We start from the raw sequence: 12,371 nt of genomic DNA, 5'->3' as shown, positions 1-12,371 counted from the left end.
GACCGGAGGGAGAGTCTCGGGTATGGGAGCAGCGACGCGGTACATCCTCGTCGTCGCGCACACCGGTCGTCAGGACTCCCTCGATGCCGGCGTGCGCGTCTGCAGGCAGCTGCTGGACGCGGGCGTCGTGCCGGTGCTCAGCGCGGACGAGCGTCGCGATCTGCTGGCGGCGGAACCCGGTCTCGACCGGATCGCCCTGCTCGGCGACGAGGTGGCGCCGCACGACCTCGAGCTGGTCATCGTGCTCGGCGGCGACGGCACCATCCTGCGCGCGGCGGAGCTGGTGCACGGCTGCGCCGCCCCGCTGCTGGGGGTGAACCTGGGTCATGTCGGCTTCCTCGCCGAGAGCGAGCGCGACGACCTCGAGACCGCCGTCGCCCGCGGCCTCGCCAAAGACTACGAGGTCGAGGAGCGCATGACCCTCTCGGCCCGCGTGAAGGTGGGCGACGAGGTCGTCTACGAGAGCTGGGCGCTCAACGAAGCGACGGTCGAGAAGGCCAGCCGGGAGCGGATGCTGGAGGTCGTGATCGAGGTCGACGGCCGCCCGATGTCGAGCTTCGGCTGCGACGGCGTCGTGATGTCGACCCCGACCGGCTCGACCGCGTACTCCTTCTCGGCCGGCGGCCCGGTCGTCTGGCCCGGTGTCGCCGCGCTCCTGCTGGTGCCGCTCAGCGCCCACGCCCTGTTCTCCCGGCCGCTGGTGGTGGACGCCGAGTCCTCGCTCGCGGTCGAACTGCTCGACCGCACCGGCGGCGCGGGCATCCTGTGGTGCGACGGCCGTCGCGCCTTCGACCTGCCGAGCCGGGCACGCGTCGTGGTGCGGCGCTCGCCCATCCCGGTGCGCCTGGCGCGATTGCACCCGGGGCCGTTCACCGACCGGCTGGTGCACAAGTTCGATCTTCCCGTCACGGGATGGAGGGGGCCGGCCGGCCGTGACTGACACGCGTGGAGCGATCGAGGAGATCTCGATCAAGGATCTGGGTGTCATCGCCGACGCCTCGCTGCCCCTGGGCACGGGCTTCACGGCGATCACCGGCGAGACGGGCGCGGGCAAGACGATGGTCGTCTCCGCCCTCGGGCTGCTGCTCGGCTCTCGCGCCGATACCGGCGCCGTGCGCCTCGGCAGCAGCCAGGCCTGGGTCGAGGGTCGGTGGCGCGTCGCCGGGACGGGCGACGTCGTCGAACGCGTGCATGATGCCGGTGGCGACGTGGACGCCCTGGGCGGAGGCCTCGCGGAGCTGGTGCTGAGCCGGTCCGTGTCGGCCGAGGGCCGCTCCCGCGCCGTGGTCGGCGGGCGCAGCGCCCCGGTGAGCGTGCTGACCGAGCTCGGCGAGCAGCTGGTCGTGGTGCACGGGCAGTCCGACCAGATCCGGCTGCGGTCGGCCGTGGCGCAGCGCGAGGCGCTCGACCGGTTCGCCGGACCCGACTTCGCCGTCGCCGTCGACGCGTACGCGCAGGTCTTCCACCGCTGGCGGGACAACCGGGCCGAGCTGGACGAGCTCGTCTCCGACCGCGACCGCCGGGCCAGGGAGGCCGAGGACCTCCGGCTCGCGATGTCCGAGATCGAGACGCTCGCACCGCAGCCGGGCGAGGACGACGAACTGGCGGAGCGCGCCGAACGACTCACGAACCTCGAGGAACTGCGACTCGCGGCGGCGGGAGCGCGCGAGCTGCTGTCGGCCGAGGAGTCCGAGGGTGCGGACGCCGTTGGCCTGCTCGACAACGCCCGCCGGCAACTGGAGCGGATGGCGCCGCACGACACCGCGCTCGGCCCGCTCGCCGAGGCCGTCGCCAATGCCAACTATCTCGTCTCGGACATCGCCGCCCAGCTCTCCACCTACCTCGACGGGCTCGACACCGACGGGGCGCACGAGCTGGGCCTGGTGCAGGAGCGGCGGTCCGAGCTCGCGACCCTCGTGCGCAAATACGGCCCAGGACTCGACGACGTCATCCGCACGCTCGAGACCGGCAGCCTCCGATTGCTGGAGCTCGACGGCGACGCCGACCGCATCGACGAGCTCGCCCGCGAGGTCGAGGCCGACGAGACGCTCGTGGCCGAGCTGGCCGGCGGGCTCGGTGCCCGCCGCCGCGAGGCGGCGGAACGCCTCGCCGCCGCCGTCTCGGACGAGCTGTCGGCCCTCGCCATGCCCGACGCGCGCGTCGTGGTCGACGTCGTCGACCGCGAGGAGTACTCGGCCACCGGCCGCGACCAGGTCTCCATCCTGCTGCAGCCGCACCCGGGCGCGGAGCCCCGGCCGCTCGGCAAGGGAGCCTCGGGCGGCGAACTCTCCCGCGTCATGCTCGCGATCGAGGTGGTGATCGCCGGAGCGGACCCCGTCCCGACCTTCATCTTCGACGAGATCGACGCGGGCGTCGGCGGCGCCTCGGCGATCGAGATCGGCCGGCGGCTCGCCCGCCTCGCCGAGAGCGCGCAGGTCATCGTCGTGACCCACCTCGCCCAAGTGGCCGCGTTCGCGACCAACCACCTCACGGTCGTGAAGGGCAACGACGGGTCGGTCACAGCCTCCAGCGTGCGCCGCCTCGACGGCGACGAGCGGATCGCCGAGATGGCGCGCCTGCTGTCGGGCTTGCCGGATTCCGAGAGCGGTCTCGCGCACGCCAGGGAACTCGTCGACATGGCGGCCGCCGCGCGCTGATCCGGAGTGGTCTGGCCGGGCGATGCGCGAACCACACCGAGCCGATGGTGATAAGCTGCAAGCCCGTGGTGGATAAATCTGAAGCGGGCATCTCGAACGGCATTACCAAGCACATTTTTGTGACCGGTGGTGTCGTTTCTTCGTTGGGCAAGGGCCTCACGGCGGCCTCCCTGGGCAACCTTCTGACGGCGCGCGGACTGCGCGTCGTGATGCAGAAGCTCGACCCCTATCTGAACGTGGATCCGGGCACGATGAACCCGTTCCAGCACGGCGAGGTCTTCGTGACCGACGACGGCGCCGAGACGGACCTCGACATCGGGCACTACGAGCGGTTCCTGGACATCAACCTCGGCCAGTCGGCCAACGTGACCACCGGCCAGATCTACTCGAACGTGATCGCCAAGGAGCGCCGCGGCGAGTACCTCGGCGACACCGTCCAGGTCATCCCGCACATCACCGACGAGATCAAGCGCCGGATGCGGCTGCAGGCGCAGCCCGGACCGGACGGTGAAGCGGCACCGGACGTCATCATCACCGAGATCGGCGGCACGGTCGGCGACATCGAGTCCCAGCCGTTCATCGAGTCCGCCCGCCAGGTGCGCCACGAGCTCGGCCGCAAGAACTGCTTCTTCGTGCACGTCTCGCTCGTCCCGTTCATGAACGCCTCCGGCGAGCAGAAGACCAAGCCGACCCAGCACTCCGTCGCCGCACTCCGCTCGATCGGCATCCAGCCCGACGCGCTCGTCCTCCGCAGCGACCGCCCGGTCTCCGAGAGCAACAAGCGCAAGATCGCGCTGATGTGCGACGTCGACGAGGCCGCCGTGGTCAACGCCATCGACGTGCCGAGCATCTACGACATCCCGACCATGCTGCACGACCAGGGCCTCGACGCCTACATCATCGACCAGCTCGGCCTCGACAAGGCGAACGACGTCGACTGGAACGGCTGGGCGCGCCTGCTCGAGGCGGTGCACGACCCCAAGCACGAGGTCGTCATCGGGCTCGTCGGCAAGTACATCGACCTCCCGGACGCGTACCTCTCGGTCACCGAGGCGCTGCGGGCCGGCGGCTTCGCGCACCAGACCAAGGTGAAGCTCAAGTGGATCCCGTCCGACGAGTGCCAGACGCCCGAGGGGGCGGCCGCGCAGCTCAGCGATGTGGACGGGATCTGCGTGCCCGGCGGCTTCGGCGTTCGCGGCATCGAGGGCAAGGTCGGGGCGCTGCGCTTCGCCCGCGAGAACGGCATCCCCGCGCTCGGCCTGTGCCTGGGCCTGCAGTGCATGGTCATCGAGTACGCCCGCCACGAGGCCGGCCTGGCCGGTGCGTCGTCGTCGGAGTTCGACCCCGAGACCGAGTTCCCCGTCATCGCCACGATGGCGGAGCAGGTGGAGATCATCGCCGGCGGCGACCTGGGCGGCACCATGCGCCTGGGCCTCTACCCGGCCGCCCTCGCCGAGGGCTCGCTCGCCGCCGAGCTGTACGGCGCGAACGAGGCCAGCGAGCGCCACCGGCACCGCTACGAGGTGAACAACAACTACCGTGAGCAGATCGCCGACGCCGGCCTGTGGTTCTCGGGCACCTCGCCCGACGGCCACCTGGTCGAGTACGTGGAGCTGCCGCGCGACGTGCACCCGTTCTACATCGGCACGCAGGCCCACCCGGAGCTGCGGTCGCGACCGAACAACGCGCACCCGCTCTTCGCCGGACTGGTCGGCGCCGCGCTCGAGCGGCAGAAGGCCAGCCTGCTCTTCGAAGTCGCCGCGGACGCCTGATGGGCGACCGACTGCTGGCGGACGAGCCGTTCCGCCCGGAGATCGTCTCGACCGAGACGGCCTTCGACGGCAAGATCTGGGACGTGCGCCGCGACGTGTTCCGCTACAACGGCGAGGACATCACCCGCGAGTACGTCGAGCACACGGGCGCCGTCGCGGTGCTCCCGCTGGACGAGCAGGACCGCGTGCTGCTGATCAAGCAGTACCGGCACCCCGTGCGGCACCGCGACTGGGAGATCCCGGCCGGGCTCCTCGACATCAACGGCGAAGACCCCCTCGTCGCGGTGCAGCGCGAGCTCGCGGAGGAGACGGACCTCGTCGCCGATCAGTGGAACGTGCTGGCCGACATCTTCACCAGCCCCGGCGGCAACGACGAGGCCATCCGCATCTACCTGGCGCGCGGTGTGCGCCCGGCCGAGCAGGTCTTCGAGCGTGAGGAGGAGGAAGCCGACATCGAGACGGTGTGGCTGCCCCTCGACGAGGCGGTCGACGCGGTGCTCGCCCGGACGGTGCACAACGCACCGCTGATCATCGCGCTGCTCACGGCGCGTGCGGCCCGCGAGAAGGGATGGGCCACGCTCGGCGCCGCGGACGCGCCGTGGCCGACCCACCCGAAGCTCGGCGGGGAATGACCGGTGCGGCCGAGGTCGACGCCTTCCTGAGGCATGTGACGATCGAGCGCGGCCTGGCCGCGAACACCGTCGCCGCTTACCGGCGCGACCTGGCCGGTTACACCGCGTGGCTCGAGGAGCGCGAGGTGACCGACCTGCGGGAGGTCACCTCGCCGATGGTCTCCGAGTTCGTCGCGCACCTCGGCACGAGGGCGGAGTCCCCGCTCACGGCGTCCTCCCTCGCCCGCGTGCTCTCCACGGTCCGCGGCTTCCACCGGTTCCTGCTGGAGGAGGGGCGGGTCGAGGAGGACGTCGCCCACGAGGTGCGCCCGCCGAAGCTGCCGAGTCGGCTCCCCAAGGCGATCACCATCGACCAGGTGGCCGCGCTCCTGGCGGCGACCGACGGCGAGGAGATCGCCGATCTGCGCGACAAGGCCCTGCTGGAGCTGATGTACGCCACCGGCGCCCGCGTGAGCGAGGCCGTCGGGCTGAACGTGGACGACGTCATCGACGCCGACATCGTCCGGCTCACCGGCAAGGGCAGCAAGCAGCGCATCGTCCCGCTCGGCAGCTACGCCCGGACCGCGGTCGACGCCTACCTCGTGCGCGCCCGGCCGCTGCTGTCGACCAAGGGAAGGGCGACGCCCGCCCTCTTCCTCGGGATGCGCGGGGCCCGCCTCTCGCGCCAGAACGCCTGGCTGATCATCCGCGCGGCCGCCGAGCGCGCCCAGCTGCCGGTCGAGATCTCCCCGCACACTCTGCGGCACTCCTTCGCCACGCACCTGCTGGCGGGCGGTGCGGACGTGCGGGTCGTGCAGGAGCTGCTCGGCCATTCGTCCGTCGCGACGACCCAGATCTACACGCTGGTCACTGCCGACACCCTGCGCGACGTCTACACGTCGGCGCACCCGCGGGCGCGCTGATCCGCGTCGCGGGCGGTCTTTTCGGAATGAGGCCTCAGGTCTTGGAGGTCTCCACGACCGTGGCGTAGACCTCTCGGTGGGTTGTCGCCTCCTACGCGAAGTCAGCGGTCTGCCTGAGCGCGCGTCGACCTTGTCATCCGGCCGGCTGCCCCGCCAGGAGTGCACTCCACGAAACTCTCCCGCGCCTCCCTTCGTCGTCGGGCGGTGAGCGTCTCCATCGTCCGCCCAACCGCTCCTGCTCTGAGGGGAGGCTTCGCCGGGTAGCCGCTACCAGACTCTAGAATGATCAACGAAGCATAGGAATATCGGGGGATTTGAATGATTCGAGGCCGCGAAGAGGCGATCATCATCGGCTCAGCTGACCGGACACTGTGGACGGACAAGTCGTCGGAGATCCGCTCGTACACGCAGGCGGGTACCGGCTACGAGGTTGTGTTCGGCAGATCGGGCAAGACGTACGGATACAGCGCCGATCGAGTGCGGATTCTGCGAAATCCGGCAAACGTGACCGTGGACCCGGACGCTCGGATCACGGTCGGCGGGCGTCTCTGGTCTTCTCGTCCGGAAATCATTGCTTTTGAAGGAACCGGTGGCCCGTGGTTTCATCTGTTCTACGGCACGGGCGACGCCGGTAAGTTCACCGTGGCGCATGCCTCTGAGGTCCAATTCGTCTACTCGGCCGTTGCTCAGGAGCGGCCCAGGCGCGTCCTCGACGCGTGGCGATCGATCGTAGAGAAGACGAAGGAGGACGATCCCATCCGACGTCCGTTCGGGTCGCTAGATTTCGTTCATCCGGACAGCGTGCTTTCCCTCTACTTGAGCGGGACGCTCGCTCGCCGCGACCGGCCCGGGACGGGATTGGTGCTTCCGTTCGGGTCCAACCTCAGTCAGCGCGATGCGGTCGCCCGGGTGCTTGAGAACCGGATCTCGGTCATTGAGGGGCCGCCCGGAACCGGGAAGACGCAGACGATTCTGAACATCGTCGCCAACATCATCCTTGCGGGCAAGACGGTCGGAATAGCATCGTTCAACAACTCGGCGGTGGATAACGTCGGAGAGAAGCTCGCCAAGCTCGGAATTGGCTTCGTCTGTGCAGAACTCGGACGTGCCGAGAAGCGCGCTGCATTCTTCGAACAGCAAGCCGACGTGTCCCGGACCATCCGGGACTTCAGAGAACGACCCCGCGGCGGAGCGATCGATCCAGCTGAACTGACTGCGCTCGACACGAGGATCAGCGGTCTCCAGTCGACCGAACGCGAGCTCGCGGATGTCCAACGATCGCTCTCAGCGCATCGACTAGAGTTCGACCATTTCTCGCGATCAGTCGCAGGCGAGGATCTGCCGGATCTGTCCGCGCTGCCTCTGCTCAAGAAGTCGCCGGAACGTATCCTCGACTATCTTGCGGAGAGCGCTGCGTTACTCGAGACCGACCAGTCAGCGCTTCGTGCTCTCATGTCACGGATCTCAGGGTACTTTCGCTACGGCTCGACGCGATCGCTCGACTCGAGTGACACGGCCACCGTTCTTGAGCTTCAGCGCGCCTACTACGTCGGCACGATCAGCGAGCTTGACGCGAAGGCGACCGCACTTCAGCTACGACTGGAGCGCGAGACTTTCAGCGACCTCCAGCGAGAACACAGACGCCTGTCAACCGCTGTTCTCAACGCTGCCCTGGTCGAACGCTATGACCATGACTCGCTGAAACCATTCGAATCAAAGTCGTACACGCGGAAGATGGAACCGTTCTTACAGCGGCACCCGGTGATTCTCAGCACGTGTCATTCTTTGCGAGCGAGCATTGGGGATGAAGCGATGCTCGATTACCTGATTATCGACGAGGCCTCGCAGGTCGACCTTCTGGCGGCCGCGCCCGCCATGGCATCTGCGAGAAATCTCGTGGTCGTCGGAGACCTCAACCAGCTGCCCCACCGAGTGAGTGACGAGCTCAAGCACCATATTTCGCCGCTGGACGGGCCGTACGACTACTACGAGCACAGCGTGCTGTCCTCGATGATCTCGCTCTATGGGCGTGACCTCCCTCGGACATTGTTGCGAGAGCACTACCGATGCCACCCGGCCATCATCGGATTCAGCAACAAGAAGTTCTATAACGACGAGCTGATCCCTTTCACATCGCATCTGGACGGCGACCGCCCACTCCAGGTCGTTTCGACCGCCGAGGGCAATCACATGAGACAGCATCGTGACGGGGCGCGGTCGAACCAGCGAGAGCTCGAAGTCATCAACGACGAAATCATCCCCGCACTCGAGGCTGAGTTCGGAGCAGGCAACGTGGGCGTCGCCACTCCGTATCGACGGCAGGCTGATAAGGCGTCAGCGCTCCTCGTTGCGGAGATCCAGGCTGACACCGTTCACGGGTACCAAGGCCGAGAGAAGGACGCGATCGTCATGACGACGGTGCTAGACGAGACATGGATCGGAAGGAGGGGCATATCGTTCGTCGACGACCCAAAGCTTGTCAACGTCGCCGTTTCCCGGGCAGCGAAGCGATTCATCCTTGTCACCAACAGCGACCTGCTCCCGACGAGTCGCCACCTGAGAGATCTCATCGGCTACATGTCATACCACAACCCCGACGTCCCGGTCATTCGATCCGAGGTCACTTCCGTCTTCGATCTGCTGTACCGCAGCTTCTCTGAGCGTCTCGAGCCCCTGTCGAGAAGATTGCGTGGAGAGATGAAGTACCGGTCGGAGGACATCGTCTGGACGATGCTGAAGGAGATGATGGCTGAACCCGCCTACGATGCCCTGACGGTCGCTCCTCAGGTGCTGCTGCGCAACCTTTTCTTCGAGGTGGCGAAGCTTCGAGATGAGGAGCGCGCCTACATTCGCCATCGCGCGTCCGTCGACTTTGTCGTCTACAACCGCATCACGAACGAACCGGTCTTGGCGATCGAAGTCGATGGGTTCGCGTATCACGAGAACAATCCTCCGCAGCGCGCCAGAGACATGCTCAAAGACTCGATCTTCGCGTCCTTTCGAATGCCTCTGCTTCGGCTCGCCACCACCGGCAGCGGCGAGGATCAGCGGATTCGATCTGCTCTCGACGCCATAGTGGTCACGTGAGCTTCGACTTCCGCGCGCGCTGATCCCCGGCCCCGCGAACCGCCGTCCTCCCGGCCGCCGGGCCGGGTTCGCCGCGGATAGACTGTCCCCTTGAACAGACCGCCTAGGAGAGGGACGAGGAACACCCCGGTGACGCGCAACGACGAGGTCAGGACCGAGCTTCCCGGTATGGACGAAGCTTCCCTCACCACCAAGCTCGGACCGACCGGGCGACCCCTGCGCGCGTTCCCCCAGCCGTCCCCGCTGAGCCAGCACGGCCCGGCGCGCATCGTGGCCCTGTGCAACCAGAAGGGCGGGGTCGGCAAGACGACGACCTCCATCAACCTCGGCGCCACGCTCGCCGACTACGGCCGGCGCGTGCTGGCCGTCGACTTCGACCCGCAGGGCGCACTCTCGGCCGGTCTCGGGGCGCAGACGCACGACGTCACGACCATCTACGACCTGCTGCTGAACCGCAACGCCGACGTGCGGGGTGCCATCCAGACCACGAGCGTGCCCGGGCTCGACATCATCCCGGCCAACATCGACCTGTCCGCCGCCGAGGTGCATCTCGTCAACGAGGTGGCCCGCGAGCAGATCCTCGCCTCGGTGCTGCGCAAGGTCAGCGCCGACTACGACGTCATCCTCATCGACTGCCAGCCGTCGCTCGGCATCCTGACGGTCAATGCCCTGACCGCGAGCCACGGCGTGCTGATCCCGCTCGAGTGCGAGTACTTCGCGCTGCGCGGGGTCGCCCTGCTGATCGAGACGATCGACAAGGTGCGTGAGCGGCTCAACCCGGCGATCGAGCTCGACGGGATCCTCGCGACCATGTACGACTCGCGCACCCTGCACTCGCGCGAGGTGCTGGAGCGCGTCGTCGACGCCTTCGGCGACCGGGTGCTGGAGACCGTCATCTCACGCACGGTGAAGTTCCCGGACGCGTCGGTCGCCGGCACCCCGATCACGCAGTTCGCGCCCGAGCACGCCGCCGCCGAGGCGTACCGCCAGCTCGCGCGGGAACTGATCTTCCGTGGCGCCGTCGCCTGACGACGCGCCGCAGGGTGACGCCGCGGTCGTCGGGGAGGCGCCGGAGCCCGGTTTCCGCGTCGCGGTCGGCACGTTCGAGGGGCCCTTCGACCTCCTGCTGTCGCTGATCACGAAACACGAACTCGACATCACCGAGATCTCGCTGAGCCGGGTGACGGACGAGTTCATCGCCTACCTGCGCGCGCTCGACACCGAGGACAGCCTCGACGAGGCGAGCGAGTTCCTGCTCGTCGCGGCGACCCTCCTCGACCTCAAGGTCGCCGGGCTGCTGCCGCAGGGAGAGCTCGTCGACGCGGAGGACGTCGCCCTGCTGGAGGCGCGCGACCTGCTGTTCGCGCGGCTGCTGCAGTACCGTGCGTTCAAGGAGGCGTCGGCGTGGTTCGGCCGGACGATGGAGACCGAGAGCGCCCGGCACACCCGGACGGTGCGGCTGGAGGACAAGTTCCGGCAGCGTGACCCGGAGCTGGTCTGGACCCTCGGCCTCGACGACTTCGCGGCGCTCGCCACCCTGGCGATGACCCCGCGCGAGATCCCCGTCGTCGGCCTGGACCACCTGCACGCACCGCTGGTGAGCATCCGCGAGCAGGCGGCGATCGTCGTCGGCCTGCTGCGCGGGGGAGAGCAGCTGTCGTTCCGGCAGCTCGTCGCCGGTGCCGACCAGAAGGGCGTCGTCATCGCGCGCTTCCTGGCCGTGCTGGAGCTGTACCGGCATGCGGCCATCGCCTTCGAGCAGCTGGAACCGCTGGGGGAGCTGACCCTGCGCTGGACCGCGGAGCACTGGTCCGAGGAGAACCTGACCAACCTGGGAGCGGATTATGACGGTTGAGGATGTGACCGAGGCCACGGACACGACGGAGGTGCCGGCGCCGGTCGACGACACCGAGATCGAGCGCGCGCTCGAGGCGATCCTCATGGTCGCCGACGAGCCGATGAGCGTGGTCACCCTCGCGACCGCGGTGGGGGCGCCGGTGAAGCGCGTGCGACAGGCGATCGACGTGCTGGTGGAGGACTTCGACGGTGTGGCGCCCGGCGGCAGCGTGCGCCGCGGCTTCGAGCTGCGCGAGGTCGGCGGCGGATGGCGGGTCTATGTGCGCGCCGAATACGACCAGGTCGTCTCGGGCTACGTGCTCCAGCAGAACCCCACCAAGCTCTCGCAGGCGGCGCTGGAGACCCTCGCCGTCATCGCGTACAAGCAGCCGATCAGCCGGGGCGCCATCGCGTCCATCCGTGCCGTCAACGTGGACTCCGTCGTGCGCACGCTCCTCGGCCGCGGGCTCATCACCGAGCTCTTCACCGACAGCGAGACCGGTGCCATCAACTACGGGACCACCGACCTGCTCCTGACCCAACTCGGCATCAACTCCGTGGACGAGCTGCCCAAGATCTCCCCGCTGCTGGCGGACGGAGCGGAAGGATTCGATGCCGATGTCCGATGAGGACGAGCGCGTGGACGCACCGCAGGGCGAACGCCTGCAGAAGGTCATGGCCGCCGCGGGAGTCGCCTCCCGCCGCGTCTCCGAGCAGCTGATCGTGGAGGGCCGGGTGACCGTCAACGGCCAGGTCGTCACCGAGCTGGGGCGACGCATCGACCCGGAGAACGACCGCGTCGCCGTCGACGGCACCGCGGTGCAGCTCGACACCAGCCGCCGCTACATCATGCTCAACAAGCCGGTCGGCGTCGTCAGCTCGATGCGCGACGAGCAGGGCCGGCCCGACCTCTCCCGGTTCACGGCCGAGTTCGAGGAACGGCTGTTCAACGTCGGACGCCTGGACGCGGAGACGTCGGGACTGCTCATCCTGACCAACGACGGCGAGCTGGCGCACGTGCTCGCGCATCCCAGCTTCGGCGTCACCAAGACGTACATCGCCCGCGTGCGCGGCCAGGTCACGCCGCAGACGATCGGCCGGCTGACCCGGGGCGTCGAGCTCGAGGACGGCCCGATCTCCGCCGACCGCGCCCGGCTGCTCCAGTCCAGCGGCGGCGGCAACGACAGCCTCGTGGAGCTGACCCTGCACTCCGGGCGCAACCGCATCGTGCGCCGGATGATGGCCGAGGTCGGCCATCCCGTCGTCGAGCTCGTGCGCCGCCAGTTCGGGCCCCTGCACCTCGGGACGCTGAAGGTGGGCGCGATGCGCGACCTCACCAAGGAGGAGCTCGGCAAGCTGCTCACCATCTCCCGCGAGGGCTAGCTGTAGTTCCCCGACATTCGTGCCGAATGCCGCCTGTGGCGCGCCCACACTCCACATTCGTGCCGAATGTGCGGGCGCGTGCGCGGTGCCGTGGCTGACTAA

10 protein-coding genes are annotated in these 12,371 nt (G+C 68.4%); all 10 read left to right on the top strand.

Annotated features, from left to right (window positions below; all coding sequences use genetic code 11):
• Positions 1 to 22 precede the first annotated feature (22 nt).
• The 10 genes from U870_RS0100385 (at position 23) to U870_RS0100340 (ending at position 12,269) form a co-directional block, all read left to right on the top strand.
• Complete coding sequence (locus U870_RS0100385; protein ID WP_025155437.1) at positions 23 to 940, top strand: NAD kinase; 918 nt, start codon at positions 23 to 25, stop codon at positions 938 to 940.
• Positions 933 to 2,657 (top strand): DNA repair protein RecN, encoded by a 1,725-nt coding sequence (recN, locus tag U870_RS0100380; protein ID WP_029947013.1) that lies wholly within the window; start codon positions 933 to 935, stop codon positions 2,655 to 2,657. Before U870_RS0100385 ends, recN begins: the two co-directional genes overlap by 8 nt.
• Before the next feature lie 44 nt (positions 2,658 to 2,701).
• Positions 2,702 to 4,429 (top strand): CTP synthase, encoded by a 1,728-nt coding sequence (locus U870_RS0100375; RefSeq protein ID WP_081815120.1) that lies wholly within the window; start codon positions 2,702 to 2,704, stop codon positions 4,427 to 4,429.
• Entirely contained in the window at positions 4,429 to 5,061 is a 633-nt protein-coding gene (locus tag U870_RS0100370) for an NUDIX domain-containing protein (RefSeq protein WP_025155434.1), read from the top strand. Before U870_RS0100375 ends, U870_RS0100370 begins: the two co-directional genes overlap by 1 nt.
• Positions 5,058 to 5,963 (top strand): site-specific tyrosine recombinase XerD, encoded by a 906-nt coding sequence (gene xerD, locus U870_RS0100365; protein ID WP_025155433.1) that lies wholly within the window; start codon positions 5,058 to 5,060, stop codon positions 5,961 to 5,963. The genes U870_RS0100370 and xerD overlap by 4 nt, the downstream gene beginning before the upstream one ends.
• Positions 5,964 to 6,281: 318 nt before the next feature.
• The gene (locus U870_RS0100360) at positions 6,282 to 9,050 is read left to right on the top strand and encodes an AAA domain-containing protein (RefSeq protein ID WP_025155432.1); all 2,769 of its coding nucleotides are present in this window, start codon (positions 6,282 to 6,284) and stop codon (positions 9,048 to 9,050) included.
• 129 nt (positions 9,051 to 9,179) lie between these two features.
• Positions 9,180 to 10,079 carry a ParA family protein gene (locus U870_RS0100355; protein WP_025155431.1) on the top strand — a complete coding sequence of 300 codons (900 nt, stop codon included), beginning with the start codon at positions 9,180 to 9,182 and terminating at the stop codon, positions 10,077 to 10,079.
• A complete protein-coding gene (locus U870_RS0100350) occupies positions 10,063 to 10,905 on the top strand; it encodes a segregation and condensation protein A (RefSeq protein ID WP_025155430.1) in 843 nt (280 codons plus the stop codon). The genes U870_RS0100355 and U870_RS0100350 overlap by 17 nt, the downstream gene beginning before the upstream one ends.
• Positions 10,895 to 11,515, top strand: coding sequence for an SMC-Scp complex subunit ScpB (gene scpB / locus U870_RS0100345; protein WP_025155429.1), 621 nt, complete (start codon positions 10,895 to 10,897; stop codon positions 11,513 to 11,515). Before U870_RS0100350 ends, scpB begins: the two co-directional genes overlap by 11 nt.
• On the top strand, positions 11,505 to 12,269 hold the full coding sequence (locus tag U870_RS0100340; protein ID WP_025155428.1) for a pseudouridine synthase: 765 nt from the start codon (positions 11,505 to 11,507) through the stop codon (positions 12,267 to 12,269). The genes scpB and U870_RS0100340 overlap by 11 nt, the downstream gene beginning before the upstream one ends.
• Positions 12,270 to 12,371 lie beyond the last annotated feature (102 nt).

Source organism: Leifsonia aquatica H1aii, from assembly GCF_000633535.1.
In the GTDB taxonomy this organism is placed as follows: domain Bacteria; phylum Actinomycetota; class Actinomycetes; order Actinomycetales; family Microbacteriaceae; genus Leifsonia; species Leifsonia aquatica_A.
This window is presented reverse-complemented; position numbering and strand designations above follow the sequence as displayed.

What these genes read in the sequence shown, in the direction of transcription:
- U870_RS0100385 (WP_025155437.1), top strand. Translation starts at nt 23, where the DNA reads ATGGGAGCAGCGACGCGGTACATCCTCGTCGTCGCGCACACCGGTCGT.
- U870_RS0100375 (WP_081815120.1), top strand. Translation starts at nt 2,702, where the DNA reads ATGGTGATAAGCTGCAAGCCCGTGGTGGATAAATCTGAAGCGGGCATC.
- U870_RS0100370 (WP_025155434.1), top strand. Translation starts at nt 4,429, where the DNA reads ATGGGCGACCGACTGCTGGCGGACGAGCCGTTCCGCCCGGAGATCGTC.
- xerD (WP_025155433.1), top strand. Translation starts at nt 5,058, where the DNA reads ATGACCGGTGCGGCCGAGGTCGACGCCTTCCTGAGGCATGTGACGATC.
- U870_RS0100360 (WP_025155432.1), top strand. Translation starts at nt 6,282, where the DNA reads ATGATTCGAGGCCGCGAAGAGGCGATCATCATCGGCTCAGCTGACCGG.
- scpB (WP_025155429.1), top strand. Translation starts at nt 10,895, where the DNA reads ATGACGGTTGAGGATGTGACCGAGGCCACGGACACGACGGAGGTGCCG.
- U870_RS0100340 (WP_025155428.1), top strand. Translation starts at nt 11,505, where the DNA reads ATGTCCGATGAGGACGAGCGCGTGGACGCACCGCAGGGCGAACGCCTG.